Here is a 20,507-nt window from a genome sequence, read left to right on the forward strand (position 1 = left end):
ACAATACTGATTTCACTATACGCGACGACGTTTCGGCGGACGGCATCCATTGTGAGGAACCGGAGTTACGTCTTTAATAAGGTTAACTTCAAGCCCTGCAGCTTGAAGGGAACGGATGGCTGCTTCGCGGCCCGCGCCCGGTCCTTTAACCATAACCTCAACCGATTTCATGCCGTGCTCCATAGCTGCTTTAGCTGCTGATTCAGCTGCCATTTGCGCTGCGAATGGAGTCGACTTACGGGAACCTTTAAATCCTTGGCCGCCGGAGCTTGCCCAGGAAATTGCATTTCCGTGAGGATCTGTGATGGTAACGATGGTGTTATTGAACGTGGAACGAATATGTGCCACGCCGGATTCGATATTTTTACGGTCGCGACGTTTGGTACGTACGACTTTTTTCGGTTTAGCCATTGTCTCTTATCCCCCCTTATTATTTCTTCTTGTTTGCTACCGTACGACGCGGGCCTTTCCGGGTACGGGCATTGGTTTTAGTACGTTGACCGCGAACAGGCAATCCACGACGGTGACGAACACCGCGGTAACAGCCGATCTCAGTAAGACGTTTAATATTCAAGGAAATTTCACGACGCAGGTCACCTTCAACCTTAACCGTTTTGTCGATCGTTTCACGCAGTTTGCTGACTTCATCTTCCGTCAAATCACGGACACGTGTATTAGCGCTAATGCCTGTTTCATTAAGAATTTTCTGAGAAGTCGTTTTACCGATTCCGAAAATATAAGTCAAGGCGATCTCAACGCGTTTGTCACGTGGCAAATCCACTCCAGCTATACGAGCCATTTTACGCTACACCCCCTTCTTAACCTTGTTTTTGTTTGTGTTTCGGATTTTCGCAAATCACCATAACAGTCCCTTTGCGGCGGATTACTTTACATTTCTCGCAAATGGGCTTTACAGAAGGTCTTACCTTCATGTTAATTACCTCCTCAAAGTTTTGCGAAGCAAAACTTTTTTCGTAGTTCCCATCTATTTACGGTAAGTTATACGACCTTTTGATAAATCATAAGGCGATAACTGCACGACCACTTTGTCTCCGGTCAAAATACGGATAAAGTGCATCCGCAATTTACCGGATACATGGGCAAGTATTTGATGACCGTTCTCAAGCTCAACCTTAAACGTTGCATTTGGCAACGGTTCAAGGACAGTACCTTCCACTTCAATGACATCTTCCTTAGCCACAGTTAGTCTCCTTTCTCATCAGCACTTATTCCGGTGGGTCCAGCATACTTCATGACTGCGTAACGCAGCTTTCCGTTTGTTACCCGCCCAGTTTCTTCCAAACTATTCACAACCTCACTGCTGATGAAGGGTATGAGCTCAAGATGAAGAATATTCTTCTTCTTTGGCCCATCAAACTTACGTTTGTCTCCATCTGCAATGTATACAAATCTGCTATCAACAACTGCGATAACAACGGCTGCCTCTCCGGCATCTTTACCTTTGAGAATTCTCACTAATTGACCAACCTGCGGGCTGCTCACAGTATTCAAGTGGAGATCACCTACGCATTCAGTTTTGTGAAAATTTCCATGCCGTCCGGAGTAACTGCTACTGTATGCTCAAAGTGAGCACATAGTGAGCCATCCACCGTAACGACAGTCCAGTTATCTTCCAGCGTTCTGACATGTCTCTTTCCTACGTTTACCATCGGCTCAATCGCGAGTACCATACCCGGTTTCAGACGTGGTCCGCGGTCCGCTATGCCATAATTCGGAATTTGCGGTTCTTCATGCAGTTTTGCCCCAATACCATGACCAACATACTCACGTACGACTGAGAAACCAGCCTCTTCGATGTATTGCTGGATAGCATGGGAGATTGTAAACAAGCGCACATCCGGCTTAACTAACGCCAGTCCCGCGTACAAGGAGCCTTCCGTAACGTCCAGCAAACGCTGAGCCTCTTCCGAAATGCTGCCCACACCGTAGGTCCAGGCGGAATCACCGTGATAACCGCGGTACTCTGCACCGATATCCAGCGTTACAATATCGCCTTCGATCAGTTTGCGTTTACCTGGAAATCCATGCACTAATTGTTCGTTGACTGAAGCGCAAATGCTGGCAGGAAAACCGTTGTAGCCTTTGAAAGACGGCACAGCACCTTGACTGCGAATGTATTGATCGGCGATTCTGTCGAGATCGCCCGTTGTAATGCCAGGCTCAATGGCCTCAGCAATAAGACGGTGACTCTCGGCAACAATTCGACCAGCTTCCCTCATAAAGGCAAGTTCCTGTTCGGATTTACAAATGATCATTACATTAACCCCGCAATAAAGATACGATTTCAGAAGAAACGACGTTGATTTCGTTTTCCCCATTTACCTGACGCAAAAGACCTTTATTATCATAAAACGCAAGCAGCGGCGCTGTCTTATTATCATACTCATCCAGACGCTTGCCTACACTATCTTCATTGTCATCCGGACGTTGATACAATTCACCGCCATCAATGTCGCAAATGCCATCTTGCTTCGGCGGGTTGAAGATTAAATGGTAGGATGCTCCGCAAACTGTACAGATACGACGTCCAGTAAGACGCGCCATCAACAGTCCACGGTCAACATTCAAGTTGATGACATGATCCAAAGAAGTATTCAAACGGCTTAGAATTTCATCCAGCGCTTCCGCTTGCGAAAGAGTTCTTGGAAAACCATCCAATAGAAAACCTTTTTCGCAATCGGACTGCTGCAGCCGTTCTTCAACTATACCAATGGTCACATCATCTGGTACAAGCAAACCTTGATCAATAAATGATTTAGCCTTCAATCCTACTGGAGTCTCTTGTTTGATTGCCAAACGGAAAGCATCTCCTGTCGAAATATGCGGAATGCCAAATTCTTTAATGATCTCTGCCGCTTGTGTTCCCTTGCCTGCCCCAGGAGGGCCCATGAATAAAATGTTCACGATTTCTCTCTCCCCCCAAAAGTTCGCCACCAAGCAAGAAACAGCACAATAGGTGCCGGGAAGAATAAAAACTTACGCTTCACCGGAACCTATCGCCTATTTATTGATGAAGCCTTTGTAATGGCGTTTGATCAATTGGCTCTCGATCTGCTTCATAGTATCCAATGCCACACCGATTACGATCAGCAGTGATGTACCGCCAATTCGAACTTCTTTAGGCAATCCGGATAAAGCACCGAAGAACATCGGCAATACAGAGATCAAAGCCAGGAACAATGCGCCAGACATAGTCAGACGAGACATTACTCTAGTCAAATATTTCTCAGTAGCTTTACCAGGACGGATACCTGGAATGTAACCACCATTCTTCTTCATGTTATCAGCCATCTGCTGAGGATTCATCTGCACGAACGTATAGAAGAACGTGAAACCGATGATCATCACTACATACAGAAGCATACCAAGTGGTGCATCAGTTGCCAAGTACTTGGCAATCCATTGAGCCCAGGCATGTGTTGACCAGAAACTGGAGAGAACAACTGGGAACTGAAGCAGTGATACGGCGAAGATAACCGGAATTACACCTGCCGCATTAATTTTCAGCGGAATGTGCGTATTCTGTCCACCGTACATTTTGTTGCCGACTACGCGTTTAGCGTATTGAACAGGAATCTTCCGAATACCTTGCTGTACGAAGATAACTGCTGTAATAATCGCTACAATCACAATCAGCACAATAACGACTTTAAGAATATTCAGGAACACTTGATCCGGCTGAATAAAGCTTGAGTTAGCCGTACTCGTGATATATCCCGGGATAGCGGCGACGATTCCCGCAAAAATCAGGATCGAAATCCCGTTCCCGATTCCCTTTTCGGTAATCTGTTCACCAAGCCACATCAGGAAAGAAGTACCAGCCGTCAAGATAATGGCAACCAGTAAGTAGTCAGCAAATGTCGCATTCGGCATCATTTGAGTTCCATAAATCCGGTTAAACCCTATCGACGTAGCAAAACCTTGGATCAGGGCCAAAATCACAGTACCATAACGAGTGATTTGCGCTAGTTGTTTTTTACCGTGCTCCCCTTGTTTAGCCCATTCAGCAAACTTAGGAACAACATCCATCGACAGCAATTGCACGATGATGGATGCTGTAATGTACGGATAAATACTGATCGCAAATATCGAGAAGTTTTTGAGCGCTCCGCCCGAGAAGGTGTTCAAAAGTCCCATCAAAGCGTCACCGCTTTGATTTGCTGTTTCCAGTACATCTTTGTTCACACCAGGAACCGGTACAAACGAACCGATACGGTAGATAATCAGAATGAACAAGGTAAACAGGATCTTTTTGCGCAAATCTTCCACATGCCAGATATTCTTAAGCGTCTTGAACATTAGATCACCTCGGTTTTACCGCCGGCAGCCTCGATTTTCTCTACCGCAGATTGAGAGAACTTATTTGCTTGTACAGTCAATTTAACGGTTAACTCACCATTGCCGAGAATCTTAATGCCGCTTTTGGAATTCTTGACAACACCAGTTTCAAGCAACAACTGCGGAGTCACTTCTGTTCCTTCTGCAAAGCTATTCAGATCTTCAAGGTTCACAATCGCATACTCTTTACGGGTAGGATTGACGAAACCACGTTTAGGCAGACGACGATAGAGCGGATTTTGTCCACCCTCGAAGCCCGGACGAACACCACCGCCAGAACGTGAGTTTTGACCTTTGTGACCGCGACCGGAAGTTTTACCATTTCCGCTACTTGGTCCACGACCAACGCGATTGCGTTCTTTTCGGGAACCAGGAGCTGGAGCAAGTTCATGTAACTTCATCGTTTGCACCTCCTTATGTTTGTTAATTTATGCGAGGCGATTAGCCTTCAATTTCAGTTACAGATAGCAAGTGACTCACTTTGTTGATCATTCCGCGAATTGCAGGACTGTCATTGTGAACCACTGTCGTGTTGAGTTTACGCAGGCCGAGCGTCTTAACAGTAACACGTTGTGTTTCTGGACGTCCGATTACACTACGTACGAGGGTAATTTGCAATTTTGCCATTGACGTTCCCCTCCTTAACCGCGCAATTCTTCGACAGATTTGCCGCGAAGTTTCGCGACCTCTTCAATGCGTTTCAGACGGGATAGTCCCTCTAAAGTTGCATTGACCATATTCATGGAATTCGAAGAACCCAGTGATTTTGTTAAAATGTCGCCAACGCCTGCCAATTCCAATACTGCACGAACTGGACCGCCAGCGATAACGCCAGTACCCTCTGATGCTGGTTTCAGCAACACACGTCCTGCGCCGAAGTGGCCAGTAACGAGATGGGGAATCGAAGTTCCTACGATTGGAATGTGAATCAGGTTTTTCTTGGCGTCTTCAATGCCTTTACGGATGGCATCCGGAACTTCGCCGGCTTTACCGATACCAGCACCGACGTAGCCATTGCCATCGCCCACAACAACGAGTGCACTAAAGCTGAAACGGCGTCCGCCTTTTACAACTTTTGCTACACGGTTAATGTGTACAACTCTTTCTGTCAGTTCTAAACTGTTCGGATCTACACGCAAGTCGTTAACCTCCTTTTAAGAATTATTCTAGAATTCAAGACCAGCTTCACGAGCTGCGTCAGCCAAAGCTTGAATCCGTCCATGGTACAAGTAACCTCCGCGGTCGAATACGACCACTGCATAACCTTTTTCTTTAGCACGCTCAGCGATCAATTGACCAACTTTTGCTGCAGCTTCAACGCTACCGCCATTACCGATGTTAGCAACTAGATCTTTATCAAGTGTAGAAGCGGATACGATAGTAACCCCTTTAACATCATCGATCAATTGAGCGTAGATGTGTTTCGAAGAACGGAACACGTTCAAACGTGGGCGCTCAGTAGTTCCCTGAATCTTCTTACGAACACGCAGGTGTCTTTTGAGACGAGCCTTGTTTTTATCTTCTTTTGTAATCATGACTTCCCTTTCACTCCCTTCAGTTTGCCGTAAACAGCTTCACTTTAAGATGCACGGGGTATCTTACAATTAAGTTCGAACTGGTTATTTCTTCTTACCAGCTTTACCTTCTTTGCGGATGATACGCTCGCCTTCATATTTGATACCTTTACCTTTATACGGTTCTGGCTCACGAACGGAACGAATTTTAGCAGCGTATGCGCCAACGCGTTCTTTATCGATACCTTTAACGATGATCTTCGTGTTCGCAGGAACTTCGAACTCGATACCAGCTTCCGGTGTAATTTCAACCGGGTGGGAATAACCAACGTTCAGAACGATTTTATCTCCGGATTTGCTTGCACGATATCCGACCCCAACCAGCTCCAGAGATTTCGAGAAACCTTCAGTCACACCAGCTACCATGTTGTTGACAACGGAGCGGGTTGTGCCGTGAAGTGAACGATGCAATTTGTTATCCGACGGACGAACAACGGTAATTTCGTTATTTTCAACTGTAACCTTCATGTCTTTATGAAGCTCACGAGTCAAAGAACCTTTTGGACCTTTTACTGTAATAACGGCGTTGTCCAAAGTGACATCTACACCGCTAGGTACTGCGATTGGTTTACGACCAATACGAGACATGTGTTGCACCTCCTTATCTTGTGACGTTTATTACCAAATGTAGCAGACAACTTCTCCGCCAGATTTTGATTGACGAGCTTCTTTGTCGGTCATAACTCCCTTAGATGTGGAGATAATCGCGATTCCTAAACCACCAAGTACACGAGGCACTTCATTGCTCTTCGTGTATACGCGAAGGCCTGGTTTACTGATTCTTTTCAAACCAGAAATAACACGCTCTTGGTTAGGGCCGTATTTCAAGAAGATACGGATAATCCCTTGTTTGCTATCTTCAACGAATTCCGCATCGCGGATGAAACCTTCACGCTTCAAAATGTCAGCGATTTGTTTCTTCATAGTAGAAGCAGGCATTTCTACCGTTTCGTGACGCACAATGTTAGCGTTACGAATACGAGTAAGCATATCTGCAATAGGATCAGACATAGTCATGTGTGTAAACCTCCTTCCCGTTTATAAACTTCTTACCAACTTGCTTTTTTCACGCCAGGGATCTGGCCTTTATAAGCTAATTCACGGAAACAAATTCTGCAAATTTTGAACTTTTGCAATACCGAATGTGGACGACCACAACGTTCGCAACGTGTATATGCACGTACTTTAAACTTGGGCGTACGTTGTTGTTTAACTTTCATCGAAGTTTTTGCCACTTAGCCTGACACCTCCTAAACATTTTCGGAGAAAATGGATTAACCGACTTTATTTTGCGAAAGGCATTCCCAGCTGACCCAGCAGCTCGCGGGATTCCTCGTCCGTCTTAGCAGTCGTTACAATAACGATGTCCATACCGCGGACTTTATCCACTTTGTCATATTCGATCTCGGGGAAGATCAATTGTTCTTTAAGACCAAGTGTGTAGTTACCACGGCCGTCAAAGGCTTTAGTGGAAACACCACGGAAGTCACGTACGCGTGGAAGCGTTACGTTGAACAATTTGTCCAAGAAGTAATACATACGCTCGCCGCGCAGTGTTACTTTAACCCCAATCGGCATATTTTCGCGTAGTTTAAAACCAGCGATGGATTTTTTAGCTTTAGTGATTACTGGTTTTTGACCAGCGATCAACTGCATGTCATTAACTGCAGCATCAAGTACTTTGGAGTTTTGAACAGCGTCACCCACACCCATGTTGATGACAACCTTCTCGATCTTAGGCACTTGCATAACAGTTGTATAGTTAAACTTCTGCATCAAAGCAGGTGTTATTTCGTTGAGATAACGTTCTTTCATTCTTGCTGCCATGAAGATTTAACCTCCTTTCTTAAGGGCTAGATTAGTCGATAATCTCTCCGGATCTTTTAGCAATCCGAACTTTTTTACCGTTGTCCAATACTTTGTAACCGATACGTGTTACTTTGCCGGACTTCGGATCGATGTGCATTACGTTGGACACATGAATCGAAGCTTCCTGCTCAATAATTCCACCCTGTGGATTCAGCTGGTTCGGCTTTTGGTGTTTTTTCACCATATTGACGCCTTCTACCAGAACGCGGTTTTCACGAGGATAAGCAGCGATGACACGGCCTTTTTTGCCTTTGTCTTTACCACTAATCACAAGCACCACATCATCTTTCTTCACGTGCAGTTTATTGTTATGGGATTCCAGAACTTTTTTCACTCTAGGCATTTATTACACCTCCTATAACTAACCTTCAACTTATTGGTGCTCGTGTTTATTAGATTACTTCCGGTGCCAAGGAAACGATCTTCATGTAGTCTTTATCGCGAAGTTCGCGAGCAACTGGTCCAAAGATACGTGTTCCACGAGGGCTTCTGTCGTCTTTAACAACAACAGCTGCATTTTCGTCGAATGCGATGTAAGATCCATCTTTACGACGAACGGAACGTTTCGTACGAACAACTACCGCTCTAACAACATCACCTTTTTTGACAACGCCGCCTGGTGTTGCTTGTTTAACGGAACAAACGATCAAATCACCGATTGCTGCTGTACGGCGTCCAGTACCACCCAGTACGCGGATACACATCAGTTCCTTCGCACCAGAGTTGTCAGCCACATGCAAGCGTGTAAATGGTTGAATCATTATAATTTCCTCCTTCCGGAAAAACTCTTTTGATTATCTTAGATGATAACCGCTTTTTCAACCACTTCAACTAGTCTCCAACGTTTGTCCTTGGACAACGGACGAGTTTCCATGACTTTTACGGTATCGCCAATTTTCGCAACGTTTTCCTCATCATGTGCTTTGAATTTCTTCGTAGACTTGATGCGTTTGTGGTACAAGTTATGTTTCTTATAGGTTTCAACAGCGACTACGATGGTTTTATCCATTTTATCACTGACCACTTTACCGATTAGCACTTTACGTGCATTACGTTCTTCGCTCATTAGTTAGCCTCCTTCCTGAATACGGATCTGAGATCCGTCTCACTTAACTAATCCCAAGCACTCTTTGATGGATTACGGTTTTAGCACGAGCTATTTCCTTGCGCACGTCACGAATCCGAGTCGGGTTGTCCAGTTGGCCAGTTGCCAATTGGAAACGGAGATTAAAAAGTTCCTCTTTGAATCCAGCGATCTTTTGTTCAATCTCAGCAGTGGTTAAGTTGCGAAGTTCATTAGCTTTCATTTGCTTCACCACCCAATTCTTCACGTTTCACAAACTTAGTCTTAACAGGCAGCTTGTGAGCGGCAAGACGCATCGCTTCACGAGCGATTTCTTCCGACACGCCTCCGAGTTCGAACATAATCTTGCCCGGTTTAACTACGGCTACCCATTTCTCAACGTTACCTTTACCACTACCCATACGAACCTCGAGAGGCTTTTGAGTAATAGGCTTATCTGGGAAAATCTTGATCCAAACTTGACCGCCACGTTTGATATAACGTGTCATTGCGATACGAGCAGCTTCGATCTGACGGTTAGTGATCCAAGATGGTTCCATTGCAACCAGGCCGAATTCGCCGAAGTTCAATTCAGTACCACCTTTTGCCATACCCTTCATGTGTCCGCGTTGTTGCTTGCGGTGTTTTACGCGTTTTGGTACCAACATGATTAGTTGCCTCCTTCCTGAGCAGCTTGTTTCTTAGCTGGGGGAAGAACTTCTCCACGGTAGATCCATACTTTTACGCCGATAAGACCGTAAGTTGTATGTGCTTCAGCCGTTCCGTAATCGATATCGGCACGAAGCGTATGAAGTGGAACTGTTCCTTCGCTATAACCTTCTGAACGAGCAATCTCAGCTCCGCCAAGACGTCCGCCTACTTGAGTTTTAATCCCTTTTGCGCCAGAACGCATAGTTCTTTGAATCGCTTGTTTGAGTGCACGACGGAACGATACACGGCGTTCCAATTGTTGAGCAATGCTCTCAGCTACAAGAATTGCATCCAATTCAGGGTGCTTGATTTCATTGATGTTGATGTGTACTTTTTTGCCACCAGCGATTGCTGTAACTGCGCTGCGAAGTACTTCTACTTCTGCTCCGCCTTTACCAATAACCATACCTGGTTTAGCAGTATGAATTGTAACGTTCACGCGGTTAGCCGCTCTTTCGATCTCGATATGGGAAACAGCGGAATCCTTCAATTTGCCTTTAAGGTATTCCCGGATTTTGACGTCTTCCATCAGAAGAGTACCGAAATCTTTTCCTGCATACCATTTAGATTCCCAATCGCGAATGATCCCGATCCGGAGTCCGATTGGATTTACCTTTTGACCCACGTGTTATCCCTCCTTATTTCTCAGATACCACCAGTGTAATGTGGCTCGTGCGTTTATTGATCCGACTTGCGCGGCCCATGGCGCGCGGACGGAAACGTTTCATAGTAGGTCCTTGGTTAACGAAAACCTCGCTAACGAACAAACTGTTCACGTCCAAAGAATAGTTATGCTCAGCATTCGCAATTGCCGAATTAAGCAACTTCTCAACGACCGGAGAAGCGGATTTCGGAGTGTGGCGAAGAATAGCAATTGCTTCCCCCACTTGCTTACCACGAATCAAGTCAACAACCAGTTTCGCTTTACGAGCGGAAATCCGCACCGATCTTGCATGTGCTTTTGCTTCCATTGTTTAACCTCCTTTCAAACAGAGACCTTATTATTATCTTCTTGTTTTCTTATCGTCACCCGCGTGGCCTTTGTAAGTACGTGTTGGCGCGAACTCGCCCAACTTGTGACCTACCATATCTTCTGTTACGTATACAGGCACGTGTTTACGGCCGTCATATACACCAAACGTATGTCCGATAAACTGAGGGAAAATGGTTGAGCGACGGGACCAAGTTTTAACTACAACCTTTTTTTCAGCCTCGTTCAGTTCCTCAACTTTTTTAAGCAGGTAGCCATCGATAAACGGCCCCTTCTTTAAACTGCGACCCATGTGTGAATCCTCCCTTCATCCGGTTCTTCAAACCGCGAATCGACGCTTCGCGCTTTATTAACTTGAAGCGTCTTATTTCGTGCGGCGGCGAACGATATATTTATCAGATGCCTTGTTTTTCTTACGCGTTTTGTAACCAAGGGTTGGTTTACCCCATGGAGACATAGGCGATTTACGTCCGATTGGAGCGCGGCCTTCACCACCACCGTGTGGGTGATCGTTCGGGTTCATTACTACACCGCGTACTTCAGGGCGACGGCCAAGCCAGCGACTACGTCCAGCTTTACCGATTTTGATCAATTCATGATCTTCGTTACCTACAGATCCGATAGTTGCACGGCATACGCTAAGGATCTTACGAACCTCACCGGATGACAAACGAACGGAACAGTACTTTTCTTCTTTACCAAGCAATTGAGCTTCTGTACCAGCAGCACGAACCAATTGTCCGCCTTTACCTGGTTTCAACTCAATGTTGTGGATAACTGTACCGACTGGGATATTCTCCAGTGCAAGACTGTTACCAATTTTGATGTCGGCTGTTGGGCCAGACTCTACTTTATCCCCAACTTTTAGGCCTTTAGGAGCGATGATATAACGTTTCTCTCCATCAGCATAGTGGATCAAAGCAATATTAGATGTACGGTTCGGGTCATACTCGATTGTAGCAACGCTACCTGGTATGCCGTCTTTAGTCCGTTTGAAGTCGATAATACGGTATTTACGTTTGTGTCCGCCGCCATGGTGACGAACCGTAATTTTACCTTGGTTGTTGCGTCCCGCATGTTTGAACAGCGGAGAAAGCAACGATTTCTCTGGCTGGTTTGTTGTAATTTCTTCAAACGTAGACACAGACATGTGGCGTCTTGCCGGAGAGGTCGGTTTGTACTTTTTGATTGGCACTATAGTTTCCTCCTTACTTTAAGAGTATTATTCTACCGCTTCAAAAAATTCAAGCGGTTTGCTGTCCGGGCTAAGCTTAACGATGGCTTTTTTCCACTCTGGAGTGTAACCAGAATATTTACCATAACGTTTCAGTTTGCCAGGTACGCGCATTGTGTTCACATTAGTTACTTTTACTTTGAAAATAGCCTCGACAGCTTTTTTGATTTCGGTTTTGTTAGCACGGATATCCACTTCAAAAGCGTATTTCATTTCGCTCATGTAGTCGGAAGTACGTTCCGTAATCACCGGACGTTTGATAATATCACGAGGATCTTTCATTACGCGAACACCTCCTCTACCTTCAGAACTGCTTCTTTAGTGATGATCAGTTTGTCGTACGTTAGTACGTCAAGAACATTAATGCCGTCAGCCGCTACGAATTTCACCCCAGGGATGTTACGAGCGGAAAGTGCTACGTTATCATCATAGCTAGTAGCTACGATCAAAGCTTTGCGTTCCACTTTCAGGTTGTTCAAGATTGCTGCGAATTCTTTCGTCTTCGGAGCATTCATTGTTAAGCTATCCAATACGATAATGTCATTCTCGAGTACTTTCGAGGACAAAGCGGATTTGATCGCCAAACGACGAACCTTCTTAGGCAATTTCCAAGAATAGCTGCGTGGTGTTGGTCCGAAGACAACGCCGCCGCCTTTCCATTGTGGAGAACGAATGGATCCTTGACGAGCGCGACCTGTACCTTTTTGTTTCCAAGGCTTACGTCCACCGCCACGAACTTCAGAACGTCCTTTTACTTTGTGTGTACCACGACGAAGGGAAGCTCTTTGCATAAGCGCAGCTTCATGTAGAACGTGCTCATTCGGTTCAATACCGAATACTGTATCACTCAGTTCTACTTCACCAACTTCGTTGCCACTAATATTAAAAAGTGTTACTTTTGGCATTTCATGTTCCTCCTTTCTTAGGTAATTATTTCTTAACGGTTTGTTTAACTTTCACGAAGCTGTTTTTAGGACCTGGGATAGCGCCTTTAACCAGCAATACGTTACGTTCAACGTCAACCTTGATGATTTCAAGCTTTTGAACCGTGATAGTCGTGTGACCCATATGTCCTGGAAGGCGTTTGCCCTTCGGAACACGGTTAGCTTGGATAGAACCCATGGAACCTGGTCTTCTGTGGTAACGCGATCCGTGTGCCATTGGTCCGCGGCTTTGTCCCCAACGTTTGATGTTACCTTGGAAACCTTTACCTTTGGATGTACCAGTTACGTCAACAAATTCGCCCTCAGCAAAGATATCAGCCTTCAGCTCTTGTCCAACCTCGAGAGTCCCGAGATCAACACCGCGAATTTCGCGAACGTAGCGCTTAGGTGTTGCATTTGCCTTTTTGGCGTGACCCTGTTCAGGCTTATTGGAGCGACTTTCTTTTTTATCAGAAAAGCCCAATTGCACTGCTTCATATCCGTCGATATTCAGGTCTTTCTTTTGCAGTACTACACAAGGTCCTGCTTCGATAACAGTAACTGGAATTACGTTACCTTCTGGAGTAAACACTTGAGTCATACCGAGTTTTTTTCCTAAGATACCTTTCAATGTTGACACCTCTTTTCTTTTCCTAAGTTACTAATAAAGAATTACAATTTGATTTCGATATCTACACCGGACGGTAGATCCAAGCGCATCAAGGCATCCACAGTTTGTGGTGTTGGGTTCACAATATCGATCAAACGTTTGTGAGTCCGTTGTTCAAACTGTTCACGGGAATCCTTGTACTTGTGTACCGCACGGAGAATAGTAATGATTTGCTTCTCAGTTGGCAACGGAATCGGTCCAGATACACCAGCACCCGAACGTTTTGCAGTTTCAACGATTTTCTCTGCGGATTGATCAAGAATTCTGTGGTCGTATGCTTTCAAGCGAATACGAATTTTTTGCTTTGCCATTTTAGTCCCTCCTTCTATCGCCCAATTTATTATCGGACATACTCCGTGAAAATTTTCTGACGTCGACCTCATGGCAAAGGGGCCGGGTGTGTCAGTAACCTCTCACATCATCGCAACGTCTCAGAACAACATTTATTATTATATATAATAGGCGGCAGTATTGCAAGCTTAAATAACAAAACAACGCATATTTTTTTCATGCGCTGCTTTATTACTATTATATAGGTTAAAGATTCTCAGTGGCAGACTTAAAAACTTCAGCTGACTCGGCAGTCTGTGCTGTTGCTGACCCAATTCCCTCTATAGTCTGAATCAATGTTCTTATTTCTTCTTCTACTATAACAATTTCTTGTGTGCTACTTCTCATCGCCTCAACAATTTCAGAAAATAAAAGACTTGTCTCAACGGATTGATGTTTCCCGCTTCTGGTTAGCTCTTGTACCTTACGTATCTCCTCAACGACCTGTTGTGTGAGAATTCCTGATTTGTACGTCAGCTCTACGATCTGAATTACAGTATTCTTCGTATCCTCTGCCAATCGACTAACTTCTTGAGCAACTACACTAAACCCTCTACCATGCACTCCGGCTCTAGCCGCTTCTATCGTTGCATTAAGTGAAAGAATTTTAGTTTGATCTGCAATATCTTTTACCGAGTTTACGATTTTTTGAATTTGTTTAGAGGAATTACTTAATTCGTGGACTGAATGTTCCATTTCACTAGTACTTTGATAAATAAGATTAATCTGTTCTGTTAAGCTATCCAAATGCTCATGTCCATCTGTAGCCAACCCCTGCGACTCTACAGCGGATGTAGCTGTATGTTGGAATGTTCTACTCACTTCATTGCTACTGGCTACTAGCTGCTTCACAGCAGCATTTGTGTCGATACTAAAATCTATTAATTCGCTGCTGAATTCAGCAATTTTCTGCTTTAACTCATTTTTAACCAAAAGGTATTGTTGTTCCTTCTCTTTGACGTTTTCCTTCTCATATTCCTCTAGGACAAGTTGTTGTTCAAGGTTAAGCAGCTTAGTTACGGTCTTAACTACATGTAGACGTGAATGGTCATCCTGTGTCTCATTATAAATAACTTGTATAAAAACGTTCTGAAGATTTTGAAAAGCGGATAAGTACCATTTAGGCTCAAGTCCTACTCTTTTGTGAATATTAGCAATCTTCATTCGCTTTGCTATGTATTCTTTATCAACATTGCCATCAAAAATTTCAATGATATGCTCGCGGAGTGTTGTTTTCAACCTCTCAATACTACTATGCTCCAGTATAATGGCTTCGAGTTTATCCACTCCTAATACCGAATTATAAAATTGATCAATGATATAGTCTATATTCTTTTCAACGCTAGGCTTAACCCTACGTAATAATTTCAAATCTGATTCAGTTAGATCAATCATTCTCATTTGCTCATTGAGTTCGTCATAACCCTCAAGAGTATGAAAAAAATCTTCAGTACGCTTAGTCTGGTGTTCATGTTCTAGATTAGGGGTGTGAGAATCCTCATTATTATTACGTGATGTTATAGCATGCATGAATGAAAAAGGACATTTTCCCATGTTATCACTCTCCCCTTAATTACTATTTTTTTACAATATTACCTCCCTTTCATTTTACTCTATGATTATTAAAATTGTAAACAATTTATCGTTGAATTTTGTAGAATTTTGTAGAATCATTCGAAATAATATACTTATTTTAGCTTATATTGTCGAATATTAGATGATTTATCCTCAAATGAAACGAAAAATCAATTAATAGTCTATCGAACAAAATAAGAAATTAAGTAATATTACAACAAAAAGCCCCGGATTCTCCGCAAGAAGAATCCGGGGCACTATGATTCAGAGTCTACCCGCAGATAGAAACGAATTTATTTTTGGATGGAAGCTACGCTACCTGCTCCAACTGTACGTCCACCTTCGCGAATGGAGAATTTAGTACCTTCTTCAATAGCGATAGGGGAGATCAAAGCAACAGTTACAGTGATGTTGTCACCAGGCATAACCATTTCAGTACCTTCTGGCAAGTTGATGATGCCAGTTACGTCAGTTGTACGGAAGTAGAACTGTGGACGGTAACCAGTGAAGAATGGTTTGTGACGTCCGCCTTCTTCTTTAGTCAAAACGTAGATTTGAGCAGTGAACTCAGTGTGTGGTTTAACAGAGTTCGGTTTAGCCAATACTTGGCCACGCTCGATCATAGTACGGTCTACACCACGAAGCAAAGCTCCGATGTTGTCGCCCGCTTGAGCGGAATCCAGCAATTTACGGAACATTTCTACGCCCGTAACTACGGATTTCTTAGTTTCTTCGTGAATACCAACGATTTCGATTTCTTCTCCGACTTTAACTGTTCCGCGTTCTACGCGACCAGTTGCCACAGTACCGCGACCAGTGATGGAGAATACATCTTCGACAGGCATCAAGAATGGTTTGTCAGTTTGACGCTCTGGAAGTGGAATGTACTCGTCGATTGTTTCGAACATTTCAACAATCTTCTTAGCATATTCGCCTTCTGGGTTTTGAAGAGCTTCACGAGCAGAACCACGAATGATTGGAGTATCGTCGCCTGGGAAGTCATACTCGCTAAGCAAGTCACGAACTTCCATTTCAACCAATTCCAACAACTCTTCGTCTTCAACCATGTCGCATTTGTTCAAGAAAACAACGATGTATGGAACACCTACTTGACGGGACAACAGGATGTGCTCGCGAGTTTGTGGCATAGGGCCATCAGCTGCGGATACAACCAGGATAGCTCCGTCCATTTGCGCTGCGCCTGTGATCATGTTTTTAACATAGTCGGCGTGACCAGGGCAGTCTACGTGAGCGTAGTGACGGTTAGGAGTTTCATATTCAACGTGGGAAGTGGAGATTGTGATACCACGTTCGCGCTCTTCAGGAGCTTTGTCGATTTGATCGAATGCGATAGCTGCGCCACCGTAAGTTTTGGACAATACAGTAGTGATTGCAGCAGTCAGAGTCGTTTTACCATGGTCGACGTGACCAATAGTACCGATGTTAACGTGCGGTTTGTTACGTTCAAACTTTGCCTTTGCCATTTGAACAGTTCCTCCTTAATGTGGGGTTCCTTATATTTGAGCCGCCCGTATATATGCTTATCTTAGATGACTGAGTGATTATACTCGGACGGCAAGTTAAAACTAGTAATTATTCTCCGCCTTTGTTCTTAGCAGCGATCTCTTCCGCAATGGATTTCGGAACTTCTTCATAGTGAGAAAGCTCCATTGAGAATACGCCACGTCCTTGAGTACCAGAACGAAGAGTTGTAGAGTATCCGAACATTTCGGAAAGAGGCACCTTAGCACGGATAATTTGCGCTCCACCACGGGAATCCATACCTTCGATACGGCCACGGCGGGAGTTCAGCATACCCATAACATCACCCATATATTCCTCAGGAACAGTTACTTCTACTTTCATGATTGGCTCAAGCAGGACAGGCTTACACTTGTCTTTAGCTGCTTTAAGCGCCATCGAGCCGGCAATTTTAAATGCCATTTCGTTGGAATCGACATCATGGTAAGAACCATCAACGATGGTAGCTTTAACGTCTACAAGCGGGAAGCCTGCAAGTACGCCGTTTTTCATTTGTTCTTCGATACCCGCAAGTGCAGGAGCGATGTACTCTCTAGGAACCGAGCCACCGACAACTTTACTTTCGAATTTGCTACCAGTACCTGGCTCGAGGGGTTCAAATTCAACCCATACGTGACCGTATTGACCACGACCACCAGATTGGCGTACAAATTTACCTTCGACGCGAGCAGGTGCCTTGAACGTTTCGCGGTAAGCAACCTGTGGTTTACCCACATTGGTTTCTACTTTGAACTCACGACGCATACGGTCGATGATGATGTCCAAGTGAAGTTCACCCATACCAGCCAGGATAGTTTGGCCTGTTTCTTCATCAGTATGAGCACGAAGAGTTGGATCCTCTTCAGTCAACTTACCGAGAGCAACGCCCAATTTATCTTGGTCAGCTTTTGTTTTTGGTTCAACAGCGATTTCGATAACCGGATCAGGGAAGTTCATTGATTCCAAAATTACTGGATGCTTCTCATCACACAGTGTATCACCTGTACTGGTGTCTTTCAAACCAACTGCTGCAGCGATGTCACCAGAATACACGATGGAAATCTCTTGACGGCTGTTAGCATGCATTTGAAGGATACGACCAATACGTTCACGCTTGTTCTTAGTAGCATTAACTACGTAAGATCCGGACTCTAGAATACCAGAGTATACACGGAAGAACGTAAGTTTACCTACATAAGGGTCAGTCATGATTTTAAATGCCAAAGCTGCAAACGGTTCTTCATCCGAAGAATGACGAACTGCTTCAGTTCCATCATCAAGATGTCCAGTGATAGCTGGAACGTCAAGAGGAGATGGCAAGTAATCAATAACCGCATCCAGCATAAGCTGAATCCCTTTGTTACGGTAGGAGGATCCAACAATTACAGGGAACAATTTAACTTCAACTACGCCTTTGCGCAGTGCAGCTTTAATTTCCGGAACTGTAATTTCTTCGCCTTCCAGGTACTTCATAGTCAAATCTTCATCAAGTTCAGCAACTTTCTCGATCAACTCGAGACGCAGCTCCTCAACTTTGGCCAAATATTCTTCCGGAATATCCGTTACTTCGATGTTTTGGCCTAGATCATCTCTGAACATGTGTGCTTTTTGCTCAACAAGGTCGATAATACCAGTGAAATCACTTTCTGCGCCAATTGGCAATTGAATAGCAACTGCATTGGCTTGAAGGCGATCACGCATAGTTTCGATTACGTTAAGGAAGTCTGCACCGATAATGTCCATTTTGTTCACATATGCAATACGGGGTACGTTATAACGGTCAGCCTGTCTCCATACGGTTTCAGACTGAGGCTCAACGCCCTCTTTTGCACTAAATACACCTACTGCCCCATCCAATACACGCAGGGAACGTTCAACTTCAACAGTGAAGTCAACGTGTCCTGGGGTATCAATGATATTGATGCGGTGACCTTTCCACGCAGCAGTCGTAGCAGCGGACGTAATCGTGATTCCGCGCTCTTGTTCTTGCTCCATCCAGTCCATTGTAGCAGCACCCTCGTGAACTTCACCGATTTTGTGCGTACGGCCTGTATAGAAAAGAATCCGCTCTGTGGTAGTTGTTTTACCAGCATCAATATGCGCCATGATCCCGATATTACGTGTATTTTTTAAGGAGAACTCTCTAGCCATGAAATGGATCTCCCTTCAAAATATAAGTTATTTGAATGACCTTAATCCTACCAACGGTAGTGAGCGAACGCTTTGTTTGCTTCAGCCATTTTGTGTGTATCTTCGCGTTTCTTAACAGAAGCGCCTGTGTTGTTGGAAGCGTCGATGATCTCAGCCGCCAAACGCTCTTCCATCGTCTTCTCACCGCGGTTGCGAGAGTAGTTTACGAGCCAACGTAATCCCAGAGCAGTACGTCTCTCTGGTTTAACCTCGATAGGTACTTGATAGTTAGCACCACCGACACGACGAGCTTTGACTTCCAAAACCGGCATGATGTTCTTGATGGCAGCTTCGAAAACTTCCATCGGATCTTTACCCGTACGTTCTTCAATCAATTTGAATGAATTGTACAGAATGCTTTGAGCGACACCTCTTTTACCACCCAGCATAATGCGGTTAATCAAACGAGTAACCAACTTGCTATTATACAACGGATCTGGCAATACGTCTCTCTTAGTAACTGGACCTTTGCGTGGCATGGATATCCCCCTTTCTTAAATGTTTATTATTCTAGATTTTTTTCTTATTTCTTAGCTTTAGGACGTTTAGCACCGTATTTAGAACGAGCTTGCATCCGGTTAGCTACACCTGCTGTATCCAATGCACCACGAACGATATGGTAACGAACCCCTGCAAGGTCCTTTACTTTACCTCCGCGAAGTAATACAACACTGTGCTCTTGTAAGTTATGTCCGATACCCGGGATATAAGCTGTTACCTCGAGACGGTTCGTCAAACGAACACGGGCATATTTACGAAGCGCTGAGTTTGGTTTACGTGGAGTCATAGTACCAACACGAGTGCACACACCGCGTTTTTGCGGAGCGCTCAAATTTGTAGCCTCACGCTTGAGGGCGTTATACCCTTTTTGAAGAGCGGGAGATTTAGATTTTTCGATTTTGGCTTGACGGCCTTTACGAACCAATTGGTTAATTGTTGGCATGTTGTTGCCACCCCCTTCCTGAAATGATAGCCGATTTAAGAACTCTAAGCCCACAGACCCAGGCGGTTCATAAAAAGACAAATGAAAAGTTCTTGCCGCTGGAGTTCACCCCAGTACAAAAACATTTCCGTAGCTATTGTTTTAAGACGGCTGCCATCGCAGCGCCAACTTCTATTCCGCAGGCCTTGCCCAAATTTAGCATTGTATCCACGTATGTGATCTTAACACCTTGTTTGTTACAAAGCATAACTATCCTGGAAGTAAGCCTTTGATCTCCGTCCTCTGCCACATAGACTTCTGCGGCTTGGCCCAACTCTACCGCCTTGACGGTTTGTTTGGTACCGATCTTGACCTGAGCATCCTGTAGTCCTCTATCATCAGTCATAATCATTACCTCCAATGAACAAGGATAACATGGCTACTCACGCACCTTAGACATTTTAGCATTATCAATAGATGGTGTCAAGAAATTCAGCAATAATATTTATCATTATTATACACAGCAGATAATCGTATCACACCTATGAATAGGTATGACACGAGTTCACTACCAT

Annotated in this window: 35 protein-coding genes; all 35 read right to left on the reverse strand. The window is 44.4% G+C overall.

Features of this window, described 5'->3' with window-relative positions; all coding sequences use genetic code 11:
• Positions 1 to 15: 15 nt before the first annotated feature.
• The 35 genes from rpsK to M2444_RS31570 all read right to left on the reverse strand — a co-directional run bounded on the left by rpsK (position 16) and on the right by M2444_RS31570 (position 20,338).
• On the reverse strand, positions 16 to 411 hold the full coding sequence (rpsK, locus tag M2444_RS31400; protein ID WP_019908251.1) for a 30S ribosomal protein S11: 396 nt from the start codon (positions 409 to 411) through the stop codon (positions 16 to 18).
• A gap of 19 nt (positions 412 to 430) precedes the next feature.
• Entirely contained in the window at positions 431 to 799 is a 369-nt protein-coding gene (gene rpsM / locus M2444_RS31405; RefSeq protein WP_036680583.1) for a 30S ribosomal protein S13, read from the reverse strand.
• 19 nt (positions 800 to 818) lie between these two features.
• A complete protein-coding gene (rpmJ, locus tag M2444_RS31410; protein WP_003322638.1) occupies positions 819 to 932 on the reverse strand; it encodes a 50S ribosomal protein L36 in 114 nt (37 codons plus the stop codon).
• Positions 933 to 985: 53 nt separating this feature from the next.
• Entirely contained in the window at positions 986 to 1,201 is a 216-nt protein-coding gene (infA, locus tag M2444_RS31415; RefSeq protein ID WP_036652996.1) for a translation initiation factor IF-1, read from the reverse strand.
• Positions 1,202 to 1,203: 2 nt separating this feature from the next.
• Positions 1,204 to 1,512: a KOW domain-containing RNA-binding protein gene (locus tag M2444_RS31420; RefSeq protein WP_042131215.1), complete on the reverse strand. Its 309-nt coding sequence runs from the start codon at positions 1,510 to 1,512 to the stop codon at positions 1,204 to 1,206.
• Between the two features lie 11 nt (positions 1,513 to 1,523).
• The gene (map, locus tag M2444_RS31425) at positions 1,524 to 2,276 is read right to left on the reverse strand and encodes a type I methionyl aminopeptidase (RefSeq protein ID WP_042192159.1); all 753 of its coding nucleotides are present in this window, start codon (positions 2,274 to 2,276) and stop codon (positions 1,524 to 1,526) included.
• Between the two features lie 4 nt (positions 2,277 to 2,280).
• On the reverse strand, positions 2,281 to 2,925 hold the full coding sequence (locus M2444_RS31430; protein ID WP_094871874.1) for an adenylate kinase: 645 nt from the start codon (positions 2,923 to 2,925) through the stop codon (positions 2,281 to 2,283).
• A gap of 96 nt (positions 2,926 to 3,021) precedes the next feature.
• On the reverse strand, positions 3,022 to 4,320 hold the full coding sequence (secY, locus tag M2444_RS31435; RefSeq protein WP_042131218.1) for a preprotein translocase subunit SecY: 1,299 nt from the start codon (positions 4,318 to 4,320) through the stop codon (positions 3,022 to 3,024).
• The gene (gene rplO / locus M2444_RS31440; protein ID WP_036680569.1) at positions 4,320 to 4,760 is read right to left on the reverse strand and encodes a 50S ribosomal protein L15; all 441 of its coding nucleotides are present in this window, start codon (positions 4,758 to 4,760) and stop codon (positions 4,320 to 4,322) included. Before rplO ends, secY begins: the two co-directional genes overlap by 1 nt.
• A 40-nt stretch (positions 4,761 to 4,800) precedes the next feature.
• Positions 4,801 to 4,986, reverse strand: a complete 186-nt coding sequence (gene rpmD / locus M2444_RS31445) for a 50S ribosomal protein L30 (RefSeq protein WP_036680567.1) — start codon at positions 4,984 to 4,986, stop codon at positions 4,801 to 4,803.
• Positions 4,987 to 5,000: 14 nt separating this feature from the next.
• Positions 5,001 to 5,498 carry a 30S ribosomal protein S5 gene (rpsE, locus tag M2444_RS31450; protein ID WP_036652980.1) on the reverse strand — a complete coding sequence of 166 codons (498 nt, stop codon included), beginning with the start codon at positions 5,496 to 5,498 and terminating at the stop codon, positions 5,001 to 5,003.
• 27 nt (positions 5,499 to 5,525) lie between these two features.
• Positions 5,526 to 5,894, reverse strand: a complete 369-nt coding sequence (gene rplR, locus M2444_RS31455; protein ID WP_094871873.1) for a 50S ribosomal protein L18 — start codon at positions 5,892 to 5,894, stop codon at positions 5,526 to 5,528.
• An 84-nt stretch (positions 5,895 to 5,978) separates the two neighbouring features.
• Positions 5,979 to 6,521, reverse strand: coding sequence for a 50S ribosomal protein L6 (gene rplF, locus M2444_RS31460; protein WP_036680562.1), 543 nt, complete (start codon positions 6,519 to 6,521; stop codon positions 5,979 to 5,981).
• 30 nt (positions 6,522 to 6,551) lie between these two features.
• A complete protein-coding gene (gene rpsH / locus M2444_RS31465) occupies positions 6,552 to 6,950 on the reverse strand; it encodes a 30S ribosomal protein S8 (protein ID WP_036680560.1) in 399 nt (132 codons plus the stop codon).
• A gap of 32 nt (positions 6,951 to 6,982) precedes the next feature.
• A complete protein-coding gene (locus tag M2444_RS31470) occupies positions 6,983 to 7,168 on the reverse strand; it encodes a type Z 30S ribosomal protein S14 (protein WP_013312154.1) in 186 nt (61 codons plus the stop codon).
• Positions 7,169 to 7,217: 49 nt separating this feature from the next.
• Positions 7,218 to 7,760 carry a 50S ribosomal protein L5 gene (gene rplE / locus M2444_RS31475; RefSeq protein ID WP_042131222.1) on the reverse strand — a complete coding sequence of 181 codons (543 nt, stop codon included), beginning with the start codon at positions 7,758 to 7,760 and terminating at the stop codon, positions 7,218 to 7,220.
• Between the two features lie 31 nt (positions 7,761 to 7,791).
• The gene (gene rplX, locus M2444_RS31480) at positions 7,792 to 8,145 is read right to left on the reverse strand and encodes a 50S ribosomal protein L24 (protein WP_076286851.1); all 354 of its coding nucleotides are present in this window, start codon (positions 8,143 to 8,145) and stop codon (positions 7,792 to 7,794) included.
• A 49-nt stretch (positions 8,146 to 8,194) separates the two neighbouring features.
• Positions 8,195 to 8,563: a 50S ribosomal protein L14 gene (gene rplN, locus M2444_RS31485; RefSeq protein WP_036680556.1), complete on the reverse strand. Its 369-nt coding sequence runs from the start codon at positions 8,561 to 8,563 to the stop codon at positions 8,195 to 8,197.
• A 38-nt stretch (positions 8,564 to 8,601) separates the two neighbouring features.
• Positions 8,602 to 8,868, reverse strand: coding sequence for a 30S ribosomal protein S17 (gene rpsQ, locus M2444_RS31490; RefSeq protein WP_042131223.1), 267 nt, complete (start codon positions 8,866 to 8,868; stop codon positions 8,602 to 8,604).
• A gap of 43 nt (positions 8,869 to 8,911) precedes the next feature.
• Entirely contained in the window at positions 8,912 to 9,109 is a 198-nt protein-coding gene (gene rpmC / locus M2444_RS31495; RefSeq protein ID WP_019908232.1) for a 50S ribosomal protein L29, read from the reverse strand.
• Entirely contained in the window at positions 9,099 to 9,533 is a 435-nt protein-coding gene (gene rplP / locus M2444_RS31500; protein ID WP_042131224.1) for a 50S ribosomal protein L16, read from the reverse strand. The genes rpmC and rplP overlap by 11 nt, the downstream gene beginning before the upstream one ends.
• Positions 9,534 to 9,535: 2 nt before the next feature.
• Positions 9,536 to 10,201, reverse strand: a complete 666-nt coding sequence (gene rpsC / locus M2444_RS31505; RefSeq protein ID WP_042192169.1) for a 30S ribosomal protein S3 — start codon at positions 10,199 to 10,201, stop codon at positions 9,536 to 9,538.
• A 13-nt stretch (positions 10,202 to 10,214) separates the two neighbouring features.
• Entirely contained in the window at positions 10,215 to 10,547 is a 333-nt protein-coding gene (rplV, locus tag M2444_RS31510) for a 50S ribosomal protein L22 (RefSeq protein ID WP_036680546.1), read from the reverse strand.
• A gap of 33 nt (positions 10,548 to 10,580) precedes the next feature.
• Positions 10,581 to 10,859, reverse strand: coding sequence for a 30S ribosomal protein S19 (rpsS, locus tag M2444_RS31515; RefSeq protein ID WP_036652940.1), 279 nt, complete (start codon positions 10,857 to 10,859; stop codon positions 10,581 to 10,583).
• Positions 10,860 to 10,931: 72 nt separating this feature from the next.
• Positions 10,932 to 11,762, reverse strand: coding sequence for a 50S ribosomal protein L2 (gene rplB, locus M2444_RS31520; protein ID WP_042192171.1), 831 nt, complete (start codon positions 11,760 to 11,762; stop codon positions 10,932 to 10,934).
• Positions 11,763 to 11,789: 27 nt separating this feature from the next.
• Positions 11,790 to 12,083: a 50S ribosomal protein L23 gene (rplW, locus tag M2444_RS31525; RefSeq protein ID WP_036680537.1), complete on the reverse strand. Its 294-nt coding sequence runs from the start codon at positions 12,081 to 12,083 to the stop codon at positions 11,790 to 11,792.
• On the reverse strand, positions 12,083 to 12,706 hold the full coding sequence (gene rplD / locus M2444_RS31530) for a 50S ribosomal protein L4 (RefSeq protein WP_042192174.1): 624 nt from the start codon (positions 12,704 to 12,706) through the stop codon (positions 12,083 to 12,085). The genes rplW and rplD overlap by 1 nt, the downstream gene beginning before the upstream one ends.
• A 25-nt stretch (positions 12,707 to 12,731) precedes the next feature.
• Positions 12,732 to 13,355 (reverse strand): 50S ribosomal protein L3, encoded by a 624-nt coding sequence (rplC, locus tag M2444_RS31535; protein ID WP_094871872.1) that lies wholly within the window; start codon positions 13,353 to 13,355, stop codon positions 12,732 to 12,734.
• 41 nt (positions 13,356 to 13,396) lie between these two features.
• The gene (gene rpsJ, locus M2444_RS31540) at positions 13,397 to 13,705 is read right to left on the reverse strand and encodes a 30S ribosomal protein S10 (protein WP_017692074.1); all 309 of its coding nucleotides are present in this window, start codon (positions 13,703 to 13,705) and stop codon (positions 13,397 to 13,399) included.
• Between the two features lie 226 nt (positions 13,706 to 13,931).
• Positions 13,932 to 15,278 carry a protoglobin domain-containing protein gene (locus M2444_RS31545; protein WP_280788972.1) on the reverse strand — a complete coding sequence of 449 codons (1,347 nt, stop codon included), beginning with the start codon at positions 15,276 to 15,278 and terminating at the stop codon, positions 13,932 to 13,934.
• A 314-nt stretch (positions 15,279 to 15,592) separates the two neighbouring features.
• Complete coding sequence (gene tuf, locus M2444_RS31550) at positions 15,593 to 16,783, reverse strand: elongation factor Tu (RefSeq protein ID WP_042192178.1); 1,191 nt, start codon at positions 16,781 to 16,783, stop codon at positions 15,593 to 15,595.
• Positions 16,784 to 16,892: 109 nt separating this feature from the next.
• On the reverse strand, positions 16,893 to 18,971 hold the full coding sequence (gene fusA / locus M2444_RS31555) for an elongation factor G (protein ID WP_094871870.1): 2,079 nt from the start codon (positions 18,969 to 18,971) through the stop codon (positions 16,893 to 16,895).
• Positions 18,972 to 19,018: 47 nt separating this feature from the next.
• On the reverse strand, positions 19,019 to 19,489 hold the full coding sequence (gene rpsG / locus M2444_RS31560; RefSeq protein ID WP_036680520.1) for a 30S ribosomal protein S7: 471 nt from the start codon (positions 19,487 to 19,489) through the stop codon (positions 19,019 to 19,021).
• 44 nt (positions 19,490 to 19,533) lie between these two features.
• Positions 19,534 to 19,953 carry a 30S ribosomal protein S12 gene (gene rpsL, locus M2444_RS31565; RefSeq protein ID WP_036680518.1) on the reverse strand — a complete coding sequence of 140 codons (420 nt, stop codon included), beginning with the start codon at positions 19,951 to 19,953 and terminating at the stop codon, positions 19,534 to 19,536.
• 133 nt (positions 19,954 to 20,086) lie between these two features.
• Positions 20,087 to 20,338 carry a ribosomal L7Ae/L30e/S12e/Gadd45 family protein gene (locus tag M2444_RS31570; RefSeq protein WP_042131229.1) on the reverse strand — a complete coding sequence of 84 codons (252 nt, stop codon included), beginning with the start codon at positions 20,336 to 20,338 and terminating at the stop codon, positions 20,087 to 20,089.
• Positions 20,339 to 20,507 lie beyond the last annotated feature (169 nt).

Source organism: Paenibacillus sp. PastF-3 (assembly GCF_029893135.1).
GTDB lineage: Bacteria > Bacillota > Bacilli > Paenibacillales > Paenibacillaceae > Paenibacillus_AQ > Paenibacillus_AQ nitricinens.